This window comes from Mycobacterium sp. D16R24, from assembly GCF_002013385.1.
Taxonomy (GTDB): Bacteria; Actinomycetota; Actinomycetes; order Mycobacteriales; family Mycobacteriaceae; genus Mycobacterium.
This window is the reverse complement of sequence record NZ_MAEV01000015.1, coordinates 71,393-91,373: the sequence shown is the minus strand read 5'-3', so window position 1 is coordinate 91,373 and position 19,981 is coordinate 71,393. Positions and strand designations below refer to the sequence as shown.

Below are 19,981 nucleotides of genomic sequence, written 5' to 3'. Positions count from 1 at the left end.
CAGATGGCGGCTGCCACCATCTTCTACGTTGACCAGGTCCCCGCCGTCGGGGAGCAGGTGAGTCTGCTGGGTGACGAGGGACACCACGCCACGCGGGTGCTGCGCATGCGTGTCGGTGAGCCCGTCATGGTGTGCGACGGGGCGGGAGAGGTCGGCGACGGTGTCGTCGCCTCTGTCGACCGCACCAGCCTGTCGATCGAGGTGACCGCGCGCTGGAGCGTCGCTGCCGCGGTTCCCACAGTGACTGTGGTGCAGGCACTTCCGAAATCCGATCGCGCCGAGCTTGCCGTCGATCTGGCGGTGGAGGCGGGCGCCGACGAGATCGTTCCGTGGCAGGCGCAGCGATGTGTGTCGCGCTGGGACGCACCGAACGACCCGGACAAGGCGGCGAAGGGACGACGGCGCTGGGAGGCGGTGGCACGGGCGGCGTCACGACAGTCCCGCCGGGCCTTCGTCCCGACAGTGTCGACACTGCATTCGACGGCGCAGCTGGCCGAGCTGGTCCGTCAGCGGGCGGCCGACGGGGCCGTCGTGCTGGTGCTGCATGAATCGGCGGACTCCGGGCTCAGCGCCCGGGGCGAGCGGCTGTCCGCGGCGTCGTCGGTGGTGCTCATCGTCGGGCCCGAGGGCGGTGTCGCGGACGACGAGCTGGGGGTTTTGGCGGACGCGGGTGCGGTCGCGGTGCGTTTGGGGCCAACGGTGTTGCGCACATCCAGTGCCGCTGCCGTCGCGCTGGGCGCCCTCGGGGTGCTCACCGACCGATGGGCCGGCGGTCCGCTGACGCACCGGTGAGCGCTCGCGTGCAGAGACAACGACACTAATCGCGTGGAGGCGCACGGTTGCCAGCGGTAAACTCAAGGCAACTTCACAACCCAAGAAAGCAGGCGACCTTAACCACGTGACGAGCCGAGAAGAAGATGCCGCTGTGCAGTCCAGGGAAGTACGCAGCAGCGTCGAGATTCCGAACGATCTCATCATGGGCCTGCTGGGTTCTGCTGATGAAAACCTGCGCGAGCTTGAGGACATGTTGACCGCCGATGTCCACGCCCGCGGAAACACCATCACCTTTACCGGCGAGCCCGGCGACGTGGCGCTGGCCGAGCGTGTGGTCTCCGAGCTGATCGTGATCGCTCGCCGGGGCCAGCAGCTGACGCCCTCGACAGTGCGGCATACCGGGGCCATGCTCACCGGCGACGACGATGAGTCGCCCGCCGAGGTGCTGAGTCTGGACATCCTGTCGCGGCGCGGTAAGACCATCCGCCCGAAGACGCTGAACCAGAAGCGCTATGTGGACGCGATCGATGCCAACACCGTGGTTTTCGGTATCGGCCCGGCCGGTACGGGCAAGACGTATCTGGCGATGGCCAAGGCGGTCAACGCGTTACAGAGCAAGCAGGTCACCCGGATCATCCTGACCCGTCCGGCGGTCGAGGCGGGGGAGCGGCTGGGCTTCCTGCCCGGCACCCTGAGCGAGAAGATCGACCCATACCTGCGGCCGCTGTACGACGCGCTGCACGACATGATGGACCCCGAACTCATCCCCAAGCTGATGTCGGCCGGGGTCATCGAGGTTGCGCCGCTGGCATATATGCGGGGCCGGACACTCAACGACGCGTTCATCATTCTCGACGAGGCGCAGAACACCACCGCCGAACAGATGAAGATGTTCCTCACCCGGCTGGGGTTCGGTTCCAAGATCGTGGTCACCGGTGACGTGACACAGGTCGACCTACCGGGTGGCGCCCGTTCCGGGCTGCGTGCCGCGGTCGAGATTCTTGACAATATCGAGGGAATTCACTTCTCGGAGTTGACTAGTGCCGATGTGGTTCGTCACCGATTGGTGTCGGAGATCGTGGATGCCTATGCACGTTTTGAGGACTCCGATCTGACAGACAACCGCGCGCAGCGGCGCGCATCGGGGAACCGGAGCCGGCACCGATGAGCATCGAGGTCGTCAACGAGTCGGGTGTCGACGTCGCCGAGGGCGAATTGGTCAGCGTCGCACGATTTGCCATCGCGGCAATGGATGTCCATCCGGCAGCGGAACTTTCCATGATGCTCGTCGATCTCGCGGCCATGGCAGACCTGCACATGCGGTGGATGGATCTGCCCGGCCCCACCGATGTGATGTCCTTCCCGATGGATGAGCTGGAGCCTGGGGGCCGCCCGGACGCACCCGAACCCGGGCCCTCGATGCTCGGCGATATCGTGCTGTGCCCGCAGTTCGCGGCCGAACAGGCTGAGGCGGCGGGGCATTCGTTGGCACACGAGCTGGCGCTGCTGACCGTGCATGGCGTGCTGCACCTGCTCGGCTATGACCACGCCGAACCAGAGGAAGAGCGCGAGATGTTCGCGCTGCAGAACCAGCTGCTGAAGGACTGGTACGAGCAGCAAGCCCAGCTGTATCGGGATAGTCGCCTGCTCGACAAGTCGCGCAACTTCGACGAGTGATGTCTGGCATAGGGCTGCTGCTGGCGGCGATCGTCCTCGTCGGCCTGGGGGGCGCGTTCGCGGCCATCGATGCGGCCATCAACACCGTGTCGTCGGCGCGCATCGACGAGCTGGTTCGTGAGGAAAGGCCGGGCGCGGTAAGGCTTTCCGTGGTGATCCGAGACCGTCCACGCTATGTGAATCTGGTTGTGCTGCTGCGTACCACGTGCGAGATCTTGTCGACGGTGTGCCTGGCCGGATATCTGACCGCACGGATGAGCCTCGGTGCCGCGCTGACGATCTCGGCGATCGTCATGGTGGTGACGAGCTTCGTGGCGATCGGGGTGGGCCCGCGTACGTTGGGGCGCCAACACGCGTACTCGATAGCGCTGGGTGCCGCCGTTCCGCTGCAGGTGATTTCGGTTCTGCTGGGCCCCATTTCGCGGCTGCTCATCCTGCTCGGTAACGCGGTGACGCCCGGGCGCGGTTTCCGCAACGGCCCGTTTGCCTCCGAGATCGAGCTGCGCGAGGTGGTCGACATGGCGCAGCAGCGCGGCGTGGTGGCCGACGACGAACGTCGAATGATCCAGTCGGTGTTCGAGCTGGGCGATACGCCCGCCCGCGAGGTGATGGTGCCGCGCACCGAGATGGTGTGGATCGAATCTGACAAGACGGCCGGGCAAGCCACCTCGTTGGCGGTGCGCAGCGGGCACTCCCGCATCCCGGTAGTCGGGGAGAACGTCGACGACGTCGTCGGGGTGGTCTTTCTCAAGGACCTTGTGCAGCAGACCTACTACTCGGTGAACGGTGGCCGCGATGTCACCGTGGCGCAGGTGATGAGGCCGGCGGTGTTCGTTCCGGACTCCAAGCCGCTGGATGCGCTGCTGCGTGAGATGCAGCAGCACCGCAAGCACATGGCGCTGCTCGTCGACGAGTATGGAGCGATCGCCGGGTTGGTGACCATCGAGGACGTACTGGAGGAGATTGTCGGGGAGATCGCCGACGAGTACGACCACGACGAGGTCGCTCCGGTGGAGGACTTGAAGCACAAGACATTTCGTGTCTCTGCCAGGTTGCCCATCGAGGCCCTGGGGGAGCTGTACGGCGTTGAATTCGACGAGGACCTGGACGTCGAGACCGTCGGCGGACTACTGGCGCTGGAGCTGGGGCGCGTTCCGCTGCCGGGGTCCACGGCCGCCTCGCACGGACTTTTGTTGCAGGCTGAGGGTGGCCCGGACACGCGGGGCCGGGTGCGCATCGGCACGATCCTGGTGCAACCCGACCCCGAAGGGGCCGCGGTGGCAGATGACGAGAAAGCGGAGGAAAGAGATGAGTGAATCAGACGCCAGTCTGAACGATGAAGATAACAAGCTCGTCGTGTTGGCCCGTGGAGCGATGGGGCGTGCCGAGGCGAAATCGGGAGCGGCGGTGCGCGATGGCGACGGCCGCACCTATGCGGGTGCGCCGGTGTCGCTTTCGGCACTGTCGCTGACGGCGCTGCAGGCGGCGGTGGCAGCGGCGGTCTCCAGTGGAGCGTCGGCCATCGAGGCTGCGGTGCTGGCCGGTGGCTCCCATGAGGATCCGGGTATCGCCGCGGTGCGAGAGCTGTCGCCGTCGGCGACGGTCGTCGTGACCGACCGCACCGGTGTGCCTGCGGGGCAGTTGTGAGCGGATCCGATGAGGAGTTCCGTTCTGGCTTCGTCTGTTTCGTCGGGCGGCCGAACACCGGTAAGTCGACGCTGACCAATGCGCTGGTGGGGCAGAAGGTCGCCATCACCTCAAACCGGCCGCAGACCACGCGGCACACGATTCGCGGGATCGTGCACCGCGAGAATTACCAGATCGTCCTCGTCGACACTCCGGGGCTGCACCGGCCGCGCACGCTTCTTGGGCAACGGCTCAACGACCTTGTGCGCGATACGTATTCCGAGGTTGACGTGATCGGCCTCTGCATTCCGGCCGATGAGGGCATCGGGCCGGGCGACAAGTGGATCTACGAGCAGATCAAGCTCATCGCGCCGCGCACCACGCTGATCGCGATCGTCACCAAGATCGACAAGGTGAGCAAGGAGCGGGTGGCCGAGCAGCTGCTGTCGGTGTCCGAGCTCGTCGGGCCGGATGCGGATATTGTTCCGGTGTCTGCGGTCTCAGGATCCCAAGTTGAGGTGCTGACAGAGGTTTTGGCGTCCAAGCTGCAGCCCGGGCCCGCGTTCTACCCTGATGGTGAGCTGACCGATGAGCCCGAAGAGGTGCTCATGGCAGAGCTGATCCGTGAGGCGGCGCTCGAAGGTGTGCGTGATGAGCTGCCGCACTCGCTGGCGGTGGTGATCGACGAGGTGAACGAACGCGAGGGTCGGCCCGAGGGCTCAGAGCTGATCGATGTGCACGCGATCCTCTACGTCGAGCGGGACAGCCAAAAGGGCATCGTCATCGGCAAGGGTGGATCACGGCTGCGCGAAGTCGGGACCAACGCGCGCAAGCAGATCGAAAAGCTACTTGGCACTAAGGTTTTCCTGGATTTGCGGGTCAAGGTAGCCAAGAACTGGCAGCGCGACCCCAAGCAGCTCGGCAAGCTGGGGTTCTAGCTCGCCCCTCGCGCCCCTCTGCGCCGACACGCCGTGTTGTGGCGTATTCGTATCGCACGTTCTCGCCACTAACAGGCGTGTCGGTAACAGCGTTCGCTTTGTCGGTGGTGCGTGGCAAGGTCCGGCCATGGACAAACTCATTGTGGGCAGCGAGGCCATCGCTGCGGGTGTGCTCACACGACATGAGCTTCGTCAGCACTACGACGCGGTCTTCCGTGATGTGTACCTCCCGGCGGGCGCTGAACTCACGGCGAGCGTGCGGGCGAAGGCGGCGTACCTGTGGGCGGGCCGCCAGGCGGTGGTGTGCGGGGTGTCGGCGGCGGCATTACTGGGCAATCCGTACATCTCCGCCGAACGTGTGGTGGAGCTGAATCGATCGCGACGAAATGCCCCGGAGGGAATCGTCATTCGCGGCGATCGCCTCGTAACTGACGAATGCACGATCGTCGGTGACGTTGCGGTGACTACCCCGGCGAGGACGATATTTGATATCGGTCGACGAGTGCAGTCGGGGAGGGCTATTGAGCTGACGGATGTGCTGCTCCGTGATTGCGATGTCACCGAGGTGGATTCGCTAATCGCACGACATCCCGGCGCTCGCGGCCTGCGCCGTCTACAGAACGTGCTCTTGCTGGCAGACCCGGGCGCCGAATCGGTGCAGGAGACCAGGTTGCGACTCTGTCTTGTCGGTGGTGGGCTGCCGCGTCCTGAGACACAGATTGAGCTCAAGGGGCCGAGTGGGCGGGTGGTACGCCTCGACATGGGCTGGCGAACTGAGCGGTTGGCTGCTGAGTTCGATGGTGCACAGCACTGGGGCGATTCCGCTCAGCATCGTCGGGACATCGAGCGACAGGAGTTCATCTCGGCGATGGGCTGGAAGCTCATCCGCGTCAGCCGCGACCAGCTGGTCAATGACCCGGGTTCGGTTGTCGCACGGGTCAGGTCCGCCTACCGGGTCAGAGCACAGGCAGCCTAATCTCGACACGCCCGTTAGTGGCGAGAACGTGCGATACGAATACGCCGTAAGGGGGCGTGTCGATGCAAAGGGACCGTCACCACCAGGGATCGGGGGTCTCCGATGCCCAATTGTTGATCGATTCGAGCTGTGCCGCAAGGGAAATCAGCAGTGGCTCGCTGTTTGCCGGACCCATCAGCTGTACGCCGACCGGCAACCCGTCTTCGGTGAAACCGGCGGGGACGTTGACCGATGGCCACCCGAGTACATTCCATGGCCAGGTCATGGGGCAGGCGCCGATTTGTCCGCGATCCGTTGCGATGCTGCCGATATCGTCGAAATCGTAGATACCCGTTGGCGGTTGGGCTGTCGTTGGCGCCAGCACGACGTTGAAGCTGCCGAAGATTTTGCCGACGCGTGCCTGCAACCTCGGCTCCGCGGCACGCGCACGCCGCAGCGCCCAGCCCGCCAGGCGTCGGCCCGTGCGCATGTTGGTCACTGTGCGGTGATCCCAATGCGCGCCGGCATCGAGCCGGTCCTGCCAGGGCAGCAGCCCGGCGGTCGCCCGCGGCAGGAAGTTCAGGCCGAGCCCGACGCCGTAATCCGGATCGCCCTCGGACACCATGTGCCCGAGGGAACGCAGCTGATGGCCCACATAGCGGGTCGCGGCTTCGATCGTCGGATGAATGTGCGCGGGAAACCCTGAGAACGGAACCTTGAGCGACAGCGCGATACGCAGCTGCCCCGGGTCCTCCTGGACGGCGTCGAACACCCGCACATGGGGTGGCTTGTGCAGATCCCCGGGGGCGTTCCCTGAGACGGCGTCCAACAACAGCGCGGCATCGGCGACGGTGCGCGCCAGGGGCCCGTGCACCGTTATCCCGTTGAACGCCTCCGCCAGTGGCCAGGTGGAGATCCGTCCACGCTGCGGCTTGATGCCGACCAGGTGCGTCCATGCGGCCGGAATCCGGATGCTCCCGGCCCCATCCGAACCGATTGCCCCGGCGACGAGGCCGGCCGCCACCGCGGCCGCGCTACCTCCCGACGATCCGCCGGGGGTGTGAGCACGGCTCCACGGGTTGCGGGTGTGTCCGAAGCCGGGACCGCTGGTGAAGCCCCACTGACCGAGCTCACAGGTATTGGTCTTGCCGACGATGATCGCGCCCGCTGCCCGAAGCCGTCGCACCAGTTCGGCGTCCTCGGATTCTGAGCCAACCGCCCCGGCGGTACCGAAGGCGGTGGGGGTGCCCGCCAAGTCGGTGTCGTCCTTGATGGCAATGGGAACCCCGAGCAACGGCAGCCGCTCACCGGCGGCTAATCGCTTGTCGGCCTCGGCGGCATCGGCGAGGGCGCTCTTGGTGCACACCACCCGGAACGCGTTGAGGGTCGACTGGCTGGATTTGATCGCGTTGAGCGCCGCGAGGGTCAGCGAAATGGAGCTGGCCGAACCCTCTACCAGTGCGGAGGCCTGCGAGGTGAGCGTAGGAAAGCCCGACATGACCAGAAGGGTAGGCCGTCGAAATAGTGCGTCAATGCGGGGATTCGTCGGTACCAGATGGAAAACTGTTCGCATGCGGCTTTATCGGGATCGTGCTGTCGTGCTGCGGCAGCACAAGCTCGGTGAGGCCGACCGCATCGTGACCCTGTTGACCCGCCAGCATGGCTTGGTCCGCGCGGTAGCCAAGGGGGTGCGCCGCACCCGCAGTAAGTTTGGGTCGCGGCTGGAACCGTTCGCGCATATCGATGTGCAGCTGCATCCGGGACGCAATCTCGACATCGTCACGCAGGTGCAGGCCATCGACGCCTTCGCGTCGGACATCGTCAGCGATTACGGCCGGTACACCACCGCCTGCGCCGTCCTGGAGACCGCTGAGCGGATCGCCGGTGAAGAGCGCGCCCCGGCCCTCGCTCTGCACCGCCTCACCGTTGGTGCGCTCAGGGCCATCGCCGATCAGCAGCGCTCCCGCGAGTTGGTTCTGGATGCGTATCTGTTGCGCGCCATGAGCATTGCCGGGTGGGCACCCGCCATCAACGAGTGCGCGCGCTGCGCCACCCCGGGCCCGCACCGGGCCTTCCATGTGGGGGCGGGTGGCAGCGTTTGTGTGCACTGCCGTCCCGCGGGTGCGGCGACTCCACCACCGGGTGTGCTGGAGCTGATGGCCGCACTTCATGACGGCGACTGGGCGGCCACCGATGACGTGCCGCAGACCCAGCGCACCCAGGCCAGCGGATTGATCGCGGCGCATTTGCAGTGGCATCTGGAGCGCAAGCTGCGGACACTCCCGCTGGTCGAACGCGGGACCAGGTTAAATATGACCCATGGTGAAGAGCAGCCAGCCCGATCCGCAGCAGGATAAGTACTTCACGGATTGGGCCGACGTCCCGCCCGGCTACGCCCCGACGTTCCCGGACAAGACGGTTTTTCCTGCCGTTTTCCCCAAGCTGCTGCCCGGTTCGGGCCCTGATGGCACCCGTCCACATCCCGCGCCGAAGCATCCGTCGGGGGCGATACCGCCGGTGATCCCCAAGGAGCTGATTCCCCGGCACGTCGCGGTGGTGATGGACGGCAACGGGCGCTGGGCGCGCGCCCGCGGGTTGCCACGCACCGAGGGGCACAAGATGGGCGAGGCCACCATGATGGACATGGTCTGCGGTGCCATCGAGATGGGCATCCCGTGGCTCACCACCTACGCGTTCTCGACGGAGAACTGGAGAAGGCCCGCGGACGAGGTTCGATTTCTCATGGGCTTCAACCGCGACGTGGTCAAACGGCGCCGCCACGACCTGAACAACATGGGGGTGCGGTTCCGCTGGGCCGGGCAGAAGACGCGGTTGTGGAGCAGCGTCTACAAGGAGCTCGAGATCACCGAGGAGCTTACCAAGAACAACAGCACGCTGACATTGACCACATGCATCAACTACGGTGGCCGGGCCGAAATCGCCGAAGCGACAAGGAGAATCGCGCGGCTGGTGGAGTCCGGGCAGCTCAAGCCGGACCGCATCACCGAGGAGACCGTTGCCAAATACCTCGACGAGCCGGATATGCCTGACGTCGATCTGTTTCTGCGGCCCTCGGGTGAGTTTCGGTCTAGCAACTTCATGATGTGGCAGTCGGCATACGCCGAGTTCGTGTTCCAGGAAAAGATGTACCCCGATTTCGATCGCCGCGACCTCTGGGCGGCTTGCCTGGAGTATGCGCAGCGCGACCGGCGATTCGGTACGGCGTAGTGACCGACCCCGATAACGGAGCCGACGAGATTCTGGACCGGGTGCACCGTGTGCTGCACCCGGTGCTGCCGGTCACCAGGGAAGCCGATGGTGCGCTGACCGCCGATTACGAGGGCACGCTCACCTCGATCCGCGCTGTCACCATCGCACCGGGTCTGGATGTGGTGTCGCTGTCGCAGGTGCTGGCCTGGGACGTGGCCGTCAATGCGAAATCGCGGCATCTGGTCGACGGGCTCGCGCAGAAGTCCCTGTTTGGGAACATTCTGTTGATCGCCAAGGGGCGCAAGGCGGATGTGTTGTTGCGTTACAACTTTCCCGCCACCGAAATAACGGATGAGGCATTGGTGACACTGCTGCTGATGGTGTTTTCGACGGGCGCTGACGCGAGAAAGGCGTTGGGTAACTAGGGGAGCGGGTTGGCGGCGCTGCAGCGACTGCACAGACCGAAGACTTCCACCGTGTGGTGGACTTCGGTGAAGCCATGCTCCACGGCGATGTCGGCGGCCCACGCCTCGACCGCACCTGCCTGTACCTCGACCGCGAAACCGCAACTCTGGCAGACCAAGTGGTGGTGGTGGCCGTCCGAACAGCGCCGGTAAACCGACTCGCCCGTGTCATTGCGCAGCACATCGACCTCGCCCGAGGTCGACATCGACTGCAGGGTCCGATAAACGGTGGTCAGGCCAATGCCTTCCCCGGTGCGCTTGAGTTCGTCATGCAGTTCTTGTGCGGACCTGAATTCGTCGGTCCGTTTCAGCAGGGCGGTAATGGCCGCGCGCTGGCGGGTGGAACGCACGGTTCCCGGCAAGACCGGCCGCTCCTCGCGGACGCTCATCGCTGTTCCTCGGTGTGCGCAACGGCGTCGACGACGATATGAGAAAGGTGATCGTCGACGAGGCGGTACATCACCTCGCGCCCCTGGCGCTCTCCGGAAACCACGCCGGCAGCCTTGAGCACCCGTAGGTGCTGACTGATGAGCGGCTGGGCGACACCGACCGCGTCGACCAACTCGTGGACGCAGCGTTGCGATTCGCGCAGCTGTAGCACGATGGCGATGCGCACCGGAGCGGCAAGTGCACGGAGCAGCTCACCGGACTGTTCGAGGATCTCGCGCGGGGGCAGCGGGCCGGGCGGCGTGAGTGGAGCATGCGGTGGTTCGTCATGTGCGGAACTAAGCACGGTGTTCACCACGGCGCTTCACCTCAACCTGAATCACGCCCCGGCCTGTCCGGAGACCCAACATACGGTCCGGCGACAAACCGGGCCCATCTCTTGAGGGTAGTGGCCGATTGCCGATCTGGTTATCAGGGTGTTGTTGTGGCGGCTGGGGATCAGTGTGGACTCGGGTCACGGAAGGGCGCCACCCCCGGCGCTCAGAAAGTTTGCTGTAGTGCCTCGATTTGCCGACGTGGTGGGTGGCGAGTGGAGTGGAAGGGCCTGCAAGTCTGGCCACAATCGGTGACTTGACCATGGTGGCCCGGTGTTCACTCGATGTTGGCGCAGTCGAGTTTCTGATCTGCCGCATCGTAATTTATGCACCTTAACCGGCCAATTGTGGGTGAGAAGCGTCACAGCCTGCTCACAGGTCCCGGCGTTGACACGCGGCCGCTACGTCTCTACGTTATGAAAACGATAATCATTATCAATTAAAGTTGTGACGTCTACTTGAGGATGATCGCCATGGCCACCTTTGCTACCGGCACCGACGAGCTGAAGAACACCGACGGTGTGAACCGGCCGGGGTGGTTTGTCAGCAGACGCGTCGACGTCCTCTTCGTCTTCGGTTTGGGCGCGTTGTTGTCGGCAGTGCTCTTCGCGGCCGACGGGCACAAGGGGGTATTCCTCGTCGGTGCGGTGGCCTTCTCCCTGCTTTCCGACCTCCCGCATGTGCTGACCACCACGGCGCGCGTGTGGATGGATCCTCGCGAGCGGTCCCGGTTCTGGGCGCACTACATGATCAGCTTCGCCGTGGTCGCCGCGATCGTCGGCACGCTGTGGTTCGGCGGCTGGATGGTGCCGCTGCTGGCCGTCTGGGCCTATTGGCAGGTGTTCCACGTTCTCAAACAGCACTTCGGCATCATCAACATCTACGCCGCGAAGAATGGTTACAAGGGCCCGCGTAACCGGATCAAGTACGCGCTGTACGCCGTCTGCCTGGCCCCGGTGCTGTACCGGGCGAGCCAGGGCCTGAACTTCTCCGAGTACGTGGTCTTCGGTCACCGACTGCCCTTCTCGAACCTGAGCGTGCCGGTGCCGCCCATTCCCGGATTCTTGGTTATCGGCGGATTCGTCTGCGCCGCAGTCATGTTGGGTATCGCCGTCTGGGAGCAGGTACAGCTGAAGCGAGCCGGGCAGCGCACACTGCCGGCCATGTCGGTGGCAACCTTCGTCATCGCGGCGCTGTCCTACAACCTGTCCTATCTGCTGGTCTCGGACCTTTTCGCGCTCATCCTGATCGCGACGACAACGCACAGCCTGCAGTACCACCTGATCAACTGGACGCGGAACAACACCCGCTTCGCGCGCACCGAGGACCCGGGCGAGAAGAAGCTGCTGCTGGCACGGCTCTCGACGCGTAAGGCGCTGCCGCTGTACATCGCATTCTTCGGGGGGCTGGGCATCCTCGCGGGGCAGCTCGACACGGTCATCTTCGCGGTCCCGCTGACCTTCGTGCTGCACCACTTCTACATGGACGGTGCGCTGTGGAAGAGTAAGGGCAATCCCGAACTGGCCTACGACCTGGGAATCGTTCGTGCTGGATAGCGGACTGATCGAGCAGCGACAGGCTCGCCTGCCGGTGTCGGTGCGGCGCGTCGAGTCGCACCGCGAGGCCAAGCAATTCGTCGCGATGCCCTGGCGCATCTATGGTGACGACCCCAACTGGCGTCCCACGCTGCGCCGCGTCATACACGCGAAGATGAACTCCAAGCACAACCCGCTGCACCGCGAGGTGCAGATCGAGAACTTTGTCGCCTACCGCGGCGACTGCCCCGTGGGCCGCATCTCCGCCAGCATCGACTCGGCATACGTGCAGCGCTACGGCGAGTGCGCATTCTTCGGGTTCTTCGAGAGCGAGGATGACGACGCGGTCGCGGGCGCCCTGCTCGGGGCGGCCGAGCAATGGGCCGTACGCCGGGGCATCACCAAGATGGTCGGCCCGTTCAGCTATACCTCTCGCGAGGAAGTCGGCCTCCTGATCGCCGGGTACGACAGGCCGCCGGCGGTCATGCAGCCCTACAACCCCCGGTACTACCCGGCGCTGGTAGAGGCGGCCGGATATCGCAAGAAGTTCGATACCGCCTCCTTCCGCTGGCATGTCGACGGCAGCCGGGAGGTCCAGCAGCGCCTGCTCAAGCGGGCTGACGCGGTCATGCGCGACCAGGGGGTGACGGTGCGCTCGGTGCGGATGCGCGACTACGGCGACGAGCTGGAGATGTTGCGCGGGCTCTACAACGACTCCTTTGCACACCACCCCGAGAATGTCCCGCTCAGCCGTGAGGTGTTCTCGGGGATGGCCGCGGAGATGCGGCCCCTGATCGACCCGAACATCGTCCGCATAGTCGAATCCGCTGGCAACCCAGTGGGATTCCTGTTGATGCTCCCCGACGTCCACGAGGTCGTCGGACGCTCGGGCCGACTCACGCCGGCGCTGCTGGCACGGCTCGCGGCCCGGCGCGACGGGCGCATCCGCGGAATCGACACCGCCGTCGTGGTGCTCATCGGCGCGGTGCAGACCCAGTTCGGTGCAGGGATCGGAAGGATCCTGGCGGGGGAGATCGTCCGGACGATCACTGGCAGCGGCTACTCCTCGGTTGCCACCACCTGGGTGCATGAGGACAACGTGTGGTCGAATTCGCTTACCTCCCAAATGAAGACGGACCCGGAGAAAATCCATCGGGTCTACCAGAAGGCGCTGTGATGGGCAGCCGGATACTGGTCACCGGGGCCACCGGGTACCTGGGTTCCACCCTCGTCGCGTCTTTGGTACAGGCGGGCGAGCGGGTCACCGTCCTGACGAACCCGCACGACTCCGCCGTTCTCGGCGGCGAGCTGCGTGCGCACGTCGACACGGTCTGCGCCGACATCACCGATGCGCAGAGTATCGATGACGCGATGCGCGGTGTCTCCCACGTGTATCACCTCGCCGGTATCGCGTCACCGAATACCCGGCTTGGGCACAAGATTTGGCAGACCAATGTGCTCGGTACCTACCAGGTGGCGCGTGCCGCCCTGAAGCACGATGTCCAGCGCGTGGTACACGTTTCATCTACCGCTGCCGTCGGCTACCCGCCCAACGGTGTGGTGGCCGACGAAGACTTTGATCTGCGGGATTCGGTGCTGGACAACGTGTATTCGGAGTCCAAGCGCGCGGGGGAGCGGCTGATGCTGGACTTCGCCGAGCGTGGCCTGGACGTTGTCGTCGTGAACCCCGCCGCCGTATTCGCGCCGGGCGCGGGGCCCGCCCGGTCCTGGCAGGGGCTGTTGGTCGCTGCCCGCAAGGGTCTGCTGCGCGTGGTGCCGCCCGGCGGCACCGCGGTGTGCTCGGCGCGGGATTTCGTCGTGGGTATCACCGCGGCGATGGCCAAGGGCGACACCGGGCGCCGGTACATCCTGAGCACCGTGAATCTGTCCTACCGGCAGATCGGGGAGCTGCTCGTGGCTGCGGTGGGGCGCGATCACCCGGTGCGGTCCGCGCCCATGGGGCTGTTCCGCGCGGTGGGCAAGGGCAACAGGCTGGTGCGTGATGTCTCCATGCGCTTCGACCCCGACGATGCGCTGATTCCCGAGAACGTGGAACTGATGGCCCGTGAGGTGTATTACTCGCCCGATAGAGCAGTGCGAGAGCTGGGAATTCCCCAGGTGTCTACCCACGAATTGATAGCGGAGTTTGTGCGATGACGGTCGAGGCGCGGCAGACGCAGGGTGGCTCCAAGGAAGCGCTCGGCATCTCGATGGCCGATGCGCGGGCACTGGTGGCAGACCTGACCGCACGCCGCCAATGGATCTACTGGCTGGACCTGGCCGCCTGCGTGGCAATCGGATACACGGCATTCCTGTTGTGCCCGGCCGATGATCTGCTGTCGGTGCCCGCGGCGGCCTGCATGGTGGTGGCGGCCTTCGCGTTCTATCGCGCCGTGTTGTTCGTCCACGAGCTCGTGCACGCCGAGCGCGACCTGCGCTGGTTCTCGATGGTGTGGCACGCGATCTGCGGGATCCCGCTGTTGACACCGAAGTTCACCTTCGAGTTCCATCATGAACACCACGCTTCGCGCACCTATGGCACCGCCGAGGACGGCGAGTATGTGGCCTACAGCAATGAGCCGCGCTGGCGCATCATCCTCTTGCCGTTCACCGCGCTAGGCGGGCCGTTGGCATTTGTCTTCCGGTTCCTGGTGCTGGCCCCGCTGAGCTGGCTGATTCCCGCGATCAGGCCCGTCGTGCTCACCCGTGCGTCATCGCTCATGATCGACGCCGATTTTGAGCGGCCGTTGCCGCCGGAAGGCACGCCCCGCTCCTGGCTGGTGCAGGAAATCGCTTGTTTCGCCTACACATTGGCCCTGCTGGTGCTGCTGCTCCTGGGCGCCTACTCGCCGTACCGGCTGCTGGAGGCGCACCTGGTGGTCGCCATGGCGTTGTTCGTGAACTGGCTGCGGGTGCTCGCGGCGCACCGGTACGAGGGCACGACCGAGCGGATGACCTTCCCGGAACAAGTTCTCGATTCCATCGACCATCCGTCGGTCCCGGTACTGGGTTCACTATGGGCGCCGGTGGGGTTGCGTTTCCATGCGGTGCACCACTTCTTTCCCCAATTGCCCTACCACCAGCTAGGTGAGGCGCGCCGCCGGCTCATGGCGGCGATCCCGCCCGATGCCGGGTACTGGTGCACCGAAGACCGTTCACTCGCCTCATCGCTGCGGCGTCTACTCGCCCACCCGCGTAAGGACACGGTATGAACACCACCCAATTGACCGCCATGGCAAGAGAATCCGGAGCCGCCACCTACTCCCGCCGCCTGCCGATACGGCCGGTGGAGGCGCGGGGTGCGCGGGTGCGCGCCGATGACGGCCGCTGGTATGTCGACTGCCTGGCCGCTGCCGGGGCCATGTCCTTGGGCTGGAATCACCCCGTCGTCAGTGAGGCCGTCATGAAGACGGTTTCCTCCGGAGAGCCATTGCTGTCACTGGACTTCCACACGCCGTCCCGGGACCGTTTCGTCGAGGAGCTGCTCGCCATCCTGCCGGTGCGGCTTGCCGCCGACGCCAGCATTCACTTGTGTTCACCGAGTGGGGCGAGCGCGGTGGAGGCGGCGCTCATGCTCGCCGAGGTGGCCACCGGCGGACGCGAACACGTGGGCGTGCAAGGCGGATTCCACGGCTGCACGCGGGCCGCACGCGCGGCGAGCTCCGGAGGTGGCCTGCGCCAGCAGCCGGTGGTGCTGGCTCCGCACGCGAGCTTCCTGCCATACCCGCAGGAGTACCGCAGCCCGTTTGGGGTGGGCGGGGAAGAGGGTATCGACCTGGCGATCGCAGCGGCCGACGGGCTTGCGCGCCCACATAGCGGCGTGACGGCGCCGGCATCACTGATCGCCGAGTTTGTGCTGGGTGAGGGCGGGGTGATTGCCGCTCCGCCGCGCTGGGGACAGGCATTGCGCCGGACCGCATCGACGCTCGGGATACCGCTGATCGCCGACGAAGTGCAGGCCGGTATGTACCGCACGGGCCCGGCATGGGCGTTTCAGCACTGCGGCATCGAACCCGACATGGTGGTGATCTCCAAGGGGCTCGGCTCCGGCATCCCCATCGCAGTCCTGGTGGTGCGCAAGGAATTCGACGTGTGGGAGCCCGGCGCGTTCACCGGGACCTTCCGCGGGAACGCCATGGCCTTCGCCGCCGCCAGCGCCGTGATGCGCTTCGCGCGCGAGAACGGACTGCGCGGGCAGGTTACCGCCCGCGGCAAGGTTTTCCTGGATGGCTTGAACGCCATCGCATCCCGCTCGAATCTGATCGGTGATGTGCGCGGGGTCGGGCTCATGCTGGGCGTGGAGATCGTGGACCCCGATCTGCCGTGGCCGCATGATGCCGGAGCGCCTGCGCCCGAACTCGCCGCCGACATTCAGCGTGCGTGCCTGCACTACGGCCTCATCGTCGAGACCGGCGGCCAGTACGGCAACGTGGTGCGATTCTTGCCACCGTTGACTATCGAGGAACCCGATATCGCCGCGGCGCTCAACGCATTCGAATCGGCTCTCGTGGCGGTGGAGCGCACGCGGTCCACCAGCGAGCGCGCAGGGGCAGAATCCTGGTGACGCCCAACCCGAGTCCCTTCGTGAGTGACTTCCTCACGGGGCAAAGCACAACCGCGTATCGCGAAGCCGTCGGGCTGGCGGCGGACCGAGCGAGCGCTGCGCTGGGTGGCGCCACCAGGCCGGGCCTGGTGGATGGTTACGCGGCGCTGAAGAGTGACGCCGGGCGGCTCGATCTCGACGATCCCGAGGGCGTCGGACTGAGCCGGGCCTTGGACGAAGCGGCCGGGCTGCTCGCGGAGAAATCCGTGGTGGTCACCCACCCGGCATATCTGGCACATCTGCACTGCCCGCCGGCGCTGCCGTCGCTGGCTGCCGAGGTGCTGATCAGTGCGTTCAATCAGTCGATGGACTCCTTCGATCAGGCGCCGGCCGCCACCGCGATCGAGCAGCAGGTTGTCGAATATCTTTGCGCCAGAATGGGGTACGCACCCGGCTCGGATGGGACCTTCACCAGTGGGGGCACTCAGTCGAACCTGCAGGCACTGCTGCTCGCACGGGACCTGTTCGCCCACAACACCTACGGCTGGGATATCGCGGCACGGGGCTTGCCGCCGCAGGCCAGTTCGTGGCGTGTGCTGTGCACCCGGCAGACGCATTTTTCGGTGCAACAGGCACTCCGGCTGCTCGGGCTGGGGACTGCCGCCGTCATCGAAGCACCCACCGATGAGGCCGGGCGCCTGCGCGTCGAGGAGCTCGCGGGAATCCTGGACGAGGCGGACCGCGTGGGGACGCCCGTATTCGCGCTTGTGCTTACCGCCGGGACCACAGATTTCGGGGCGATCGACCCGCTGGAAGCATCCATCGCGATGGCCCGTGCGCGCGGGATCTGGAGCCATGTGGATGCCTGTGCGGGTGGGTGCCTGATGTTCAGCGAGCAGCACCGGAACCTACTGCACGGTATCGAGCTGGCGGACTCGGTTGCCCTCGACTTCCACAAGCTGCTGTTCCAGGCGATCAGTTGCAGCGCGCTGCTGGTCCGCAGTCGTGCGAGCTTCGATGTGCTTGCCGCACATGCCGATTACCTCAACCCGGAGAGTGACTCGGAGCACGACGTACTCAATCTGGTGGGCAAATCGCTACAGACCACACGCCGTTTCGATGCGCTCAAGGTACTGGTCACGCTGCGGGCGGTGGGCCAGCGTCATGTCGCGGCGATGATCGATGCCACCTGTGCGGCGGCGCACTCAGCGGGCCACGCAGCGGCCGAACACCCGGACCTGGAACTGGCGGCGCCGGTATGCACCAACACCGTGGTGTTGCGCTGGCGGCGGCCGGGGTTGGCGGCCGAGGCGTGCGACGGGATCAACGACACGGTTCGCGCCGAGCTGGCTCACTCCGGCAGGGCGATTGTGGGCCGGTCCAGTGCGGCTGGGGGACAGGTGATCAAGCTCACCTTCGTCAACCCCTTGGTGACGGCGTCGATGGCGGCCGCGATGGTCTCCGAGATAGCGGCCCACGGCAACCGGATCTGGTGTGCCCGTATCCCGGAGGGCAGTGCCGTATGAACAATCCCGTAGTGCGCGTCGAACGCGTTCCGGCCTCCGACGCCCGTTTTGCCTGGGCGAAAAATGTCGAGTTCACGATTTTCGGCCTGGAGAACGATTTCGCCGACGACGTGGATATTGCGGCGGGGGAGATGGTGCACTACCGCCCCTGGGAACGGTCGTCGGAGATCTACGTCGGGTTTACCGAAGAGTCGCGTGAGCATCCCGTGGGCGTATTGCGTTCCCTGCGACACGATCCCGAGCTTGGGTTCGACAGTTTCAGCACCCTGCGAGACGCGCGGAACTTCCGGGAAGGCGGTGGACCGGCGCGCAATTATCTCTATCCGCGCTGGGATTCGTTCTTCGGCGAGGTGGCGCCGGAGCGCGTCGCCGAGCTCGCCACCCAAGGGGTGCGCAAGAAGTACCGGCGCGCCGGAATGATCGAGCAGATCTGGCAGGCATTCTTCGGCAGCCTGGCCGCCGACGGCGTCCAGTTCGTGACGGTGGCACTGGTGGTGCCGTTGTTCGACTGGTATCACCACCTGCTGCCACTGCGGCTGCATCAGATCGGCGACATCCTGCCCAACTACATCGGTGCGGACAGCGTGCCGGCCGTCCTCGACATCAGCGGCTCCTTCGTCCCCGACGCCGCCGAGGCCGTGCGTGACGGCTCGCTGCTGACCGCCACCACCGCACTTCCGTCCCCCGATAAGGAAAGAACCAGATGAGATCGATTCACACCGAAGAGCATGTGTTCCGCAAGGTCAGCGAGATCGACTGTCCCGTAGACAAAGTGTGGGAGCGAGTCACTTCGCAAGAGGGCATCAACGACGAGATGGGCCCCTACATGAAGATGACCATGCCCAAGCAGTTCCGTGGCAGGTCCATCGCTGACGTCACTCCGGGCACCCGGATCGGCAAGAGCTTCCTGCTGTTGTTCGGTGTCCTGCCGTTCGGGTTCGACGACATCACGGTGGCGCGGCTCGAGCCCGGCCGGATGTTCCGCGAGGAGTCGCTTATGACTGGTATGCGGGTGTGGGTACACCACCGCACCCTGGAGCCGGTGGCGTCCGAGACGGGCGAAAAGACCAGGGTGACCGACGAGATCACGTTGGCCCCGCAGGCGCCGCTGGGTCTCATCCCCGGGTGGGGCAGGCTGATGAGCAGGATTTTGGCGGCCTTCTTCGCGCATCGACACCGGCGGCTGAGCCGGACCCTGTCCGTCACCGGAGCTCCGCGATGAGACGTCTCGGTGCGGGTGCCGCCGCGGTGCTCTCGGTCGTGGCGGCAGCGGCCTGCGCACCGGTGAACGAGGAGGCCGGGAAGCCCGTCGGTCATGCCTTCGCGCTCTTGAAGTACCCAGCAGCACAAGGGGAACCGGCCTCCGAGCCGCAAGGAAAATCGCCCTTCGGGGACTATGCCCAGGAGGTCTCCGGCTCGGTGACCTACCTCGGGGAGACCAGCGCGCTACCTGGTGCCGGTGTCATGACGATCGGCCCCGGCCCCCGACGCGGCGAGCTGAAGATCGAGCAGTACTACCAGGGAGACCGATTCCCGTACGAGACCGGGATCGTCTCCGGCGGCGAGGGCAAGCCCAGCACCCTGGATGCCATCACCATCGTCAACCCGCTGGACTCGCGGGTGACGCTGCAGTGCACCATCGACGGCGGAATATCCCTGGCGGACATCGACAGTGAGCGTGAACTCAACGGCACGTGTGGCGGCGGAGCCAAGGCGCACGGTCACATCAGGCCCGACGGCAGTCGCAAGGCGACCTGGCGCGACAAACCCGTCGAGCTGGTGCGCACCGTCATGGATCTCACCGTCACCGGAGCCAGCAGTGGCCAGATCCATCAGATCAACGAGGTACCCAGGGACAGCACGGTCGGCAGCTTCCCCCTGTTCACATCGATCGACGTGAACATGACGGCACAGGGCATCAGCCTGGCCGAGAAGCTGGAACGCCACGTCCTCCCGAAAGTGAAGGGCTGAG

At 65.5% G+C, this 19,981-nt stretch carries 22 protein-coding genes; 19 read left to right on the top strand and 3 right to left on the bottom strand.

Going from position 1 to position 19,981, the window contains the following annotated elements; translation table 11 throughout:
- Positions 1-3: 3 nt before the first annotated feature.
- The 7 genes from B4383_RS14030 to B4383_RS14000 all read left to right on the top strand — a co-directional run bounded on the left by B4383_RS14030 (position 4) and on the right by B4383_RS14000 (position 5,991).
- Positions 4-792, top strand: a complete 789-nt coding sequence (locus tag B4383_RS14030) for a 16S rRNA (uracil(1498)-N(3))-methyltransferase (RefSeq protein WP_078291059.1) — start codon at positions 4-6, stop codon at positions 790-792.
- Positions 793-976: 184 nt separating this feature from the next.
- On the top strand, positions 977-1,942 hold the full coding sequence (locus tag B4383_RS14025; protein ID WP_286144011.1) for a PhoH family protein: 966 nt from the start codon (positions 977-979) through the stop codon (positions 1,940-1,942).
- Positions 1,939-2,451, top strand: a complete 513-nt coding sequence (ybeY, locus tag B4383_RS14020; RefSeq protein ID WP_078291054.1) for an rRNA maturation RNase YbeY — start codon at positions 1,939-1,941, stop codon at positions 2,449-2,451. The genes B4383_RS14025 and ybeY overlap by 4 nt, the downstream gene beginning before the upstream one ends.
- Positions 2,451-3,767, top strand: coding sequence for a hemolysin family protein (locus B4383_RS14015; protein ID WP_078291051.1), 1,317 nt, complete (start codon positions 2,451-2,453; stop codon positions 3,765-3,767). The genes ybeY and B4383_RS14015 overlap by 1 nt, the downstream gene beginning before the upstream one ends.
- On the top strand, positions 3,760-4,098 hold the full coding sequence (locus B4383_RS14010; protein WP_078291048.1) for a cytidine deaminase: 339 nt from the start codon (positions 3,760-3,762) through the stop codon (positions 4,096-4,098). The genes B4383_RS14015 and B4383_RS14010 overlap by 8 nt, the downstream gene beginning before the upstream one ends.
- A complete protein-coding gene (gene era, locus B4383_RS14005) occupies positions 4,095-5,015 on the top strand; it encodes a GTPase Era (protein WP_078291046.1) in 921 nt (306 codons plus the stop codon). The genes B4383_RS14010 and era overlap by 4 nt, the downstream gene beginning before the upstream one ends.
- A 127-nt stretch (positions 5,016-5,142) precedes the next feature.
- Complete coding sequence (locus B4383_RS14000) at positions 5,143-5,991, top strand: DUF559 domain-containing protein (RefSeq protein WP_078291044.1); 849 nt, start codon at positions 5,143-5,145, stop codon at positions 5,989-5,991.
- A gap of 76 nt (positions 5,992-6,067) precedes the next feature.
- On the opposite strand, the gene B4383_RS13995 is transcribed toward B4383_RS14000, so the two are convergent.
- Positions 6,068-7,468 carry an amidase gene (locus tag B4383_RS13995; protein WP_078291041.1) on the bottom strand — a complete coding sequence of 467 codons (1,401 nt, stop codon included), beginning with the start codon at positions 7,466-7,468 and terminating at the stop codon, positions 6,068-6,070.
- A 73-nt stretch (positions 7,469-7,541) separates the two neighbouring features.
- On the opposite strand from B4383_RS13995, the gene recO reads away from it, so the two are divergent.
- From recO to B4383_RS13980, 3 genes are all read left to right on the top strand, one after another.
- Entirely contained in the window at positions 7,542-8,327 is a 786-nt protein-coding gene (gene recO, locus B4383_RS13990) for a DNA repair protein RecO (protein ID WP_078291039.1), read from the top strand.
- Between the two features lie 85 nt (positions 8,328-8,412).
- Positions 8,413-9,198, top strand: a complete 786-nt coding sequence (locus B4383_RS13985) for an isoprenyl transferase (protein WP_353615629.1) — start codon at positions 8,413-8,415, stop codon at positions 9,196-9,198.
- The gene (locus B4383_RS13980) at positions 9,198-9,605 is read left to right on the top strand and encodes a hypothetical protein (RefSeq protein ID WP_078291033.1); all 408 of its coding nucleotides are present in this window, start codon (positions 9,198-9,200) and stop codon (positions 9,603-9,605) included. The genes B4383_RS13985 and B4383_RS13980 overlap by 1 nt, the downstream gene beginning before the upstream one ends.
- Here the strand turns inward: B4383_RS13980 and B4383_RS13975 are convergent.
- Both B4383_RS13975 and B4383_RS13970 read right to left on the bottom strand, forming a co-directional pair.
- The gene (locus B4383_RS13975) at positions 9,602-9,994 is read right to left on the bottom strand and encodes a Fur family transcriptional regulator (RefSeq protein WP_286144012.1); all 393 of its coding nucleotides are present in this window, start codon (positions 9,992-9,994) and stop codon (positions 9,602-9,604) included. The genes B4383_RS13980 and B4383_RS13975 overlap by 4 nt on opposite strands.
- Positions 9,995-10,029: 35 nt before the next feature.
- Entirely contained in the window at positions 10,030-10,377 is a 348-nt protein-coding gene (locus B4383_RS13970; protein WP_043075889.1) for a metalloregulator ArsR/SmtB family transcription factor, read from the bottom strand.
- 501 nt (positions 10,378-10,878) lie between these two features.
- On the opposite strand from B4383_RS13970, the gene B4383_RS13965 reads away from it, so the two are divergent.
- From B4383_RS13965 to B4383_RS13925, 9 genes are read left to right on the top strand one after another with little or no spacing between them, the layout of a single operon-like run.
- Positions 10,879-11,961 (top strand): hypothetical protein, encoded by a 1,083-nt coding sequence (locus B4383_RS13965; protein WP_078291266.1) that lies wholly within the window; start codon positions 10,879-10,881, stop codon positions 11,959-11,961.
- Positions 11,951-13,117 (top strand): N-acetyltransferase, encoded by a 1,167-nt coding sequence (locus tag B4383_RS13960; protein ID WP_353615627.1) that lies wholly within the window; start codon positions 11,951-11,953, stop codon positions 13,115-13,117. The genes B4383_RS13965 and B4383_RS13960 overlap by 11 nt, the downstream gene beginning before the upstream one ends.
- Entirely contained in the window at positions 13,117-14,097 is a 981-nt protein-coding gene (locus B4383_RS13955) for an SDR family NAD(P)-dependent oxidoreductase (protein WP_078291027.1), read from the top strand. The genes B4383_RS13960 and B4383_RS13955 overlap by 1 nt, the downstream gene beginning before the upstream one ends.
- Complete coding sequence (locus B4383_RS13950; protein WP_078291024.1) at positions 14,094-15,152, top strand: fatty acid desaturase; 1,059 nt, start codon at positions 14,094-14,096, stop codon at positions 15,150-15,152. The genes B4383_RS13955 and B4383_RS13950 overlap by 4 nt, the downstream gene beginning before the upstream one ends.
- The gene (locus tag B4383_RS13945) at positions 15,149-16,504 is read left to right on the top strand and encodes an aminotransferase class III-fold pyridoxal phosphate-dependent enzyme (protein ID WP_078291022.1); all 1,356 of its coding nucleotides are present in this window, start codon (positions 15,149-15,151) and stop codon (positions 16,502-16,504) included. Before B4383_RS13950 ends, B4383_RS13945 begins: the two co-directional genes overlap by 4 nt.
- A complete protein-coding gene (locus B4383_RS13940) occupies positions 16,501-18,009 on the top strand; it encodes a pyridoxal-dependent decarboxylase (protein ID WP_078291019.1) in 1,509 nt (502 codons plus the stop codon). The genes B4383_RS13945 and B4383_RS13940 overlap by 4 nt, the downstream gene beginning before the upstream one ends.
- Positions 18,006-18,716: a hypothetical protein gene (locus tag B4383_RS13935; RefSeq protein ID WP_078291017.1), complete on the top strand. Its 711-nt coding sequence runs from the start codon at positions 18,006-18,008 to the stop codon at positions 18,714-18,716. The genes B4383_RS13940 and B4383_RS13935 overlap by 4 nt, the downstream gene beginning before the upstream one ends.
- The gene (locus B4383_RS13930) at positions 18,713-19,231 is read left to right on the top strand and encodes a hypothetical protein (protein ID WP_078291014.1); all 519 of its coding nucleotides are present in this window, start codon (positions 18,713-18,715) and stop codon (positions 19,229-19,231) included. Before B4383_RS13935 ends, B4383_RS13930 begins: the two co-directional genes overlap by 4 nt.
- Complete coding sequence (locus tag B4383_RS13925; protein ID WP_078291012.1) at positions 19,228-19,980, top strand: hypothetical protein; 753 nt, start codon at positions 19,228-19,230, stop codon at positions 19,978-19,980. The genes B4383_RS13930 and B4383_RS13925 overlap by 4 nt, the downstream gene beginning before the upstream one ends.
- Position 19,981: the final 1 nt, after the last annotated feature.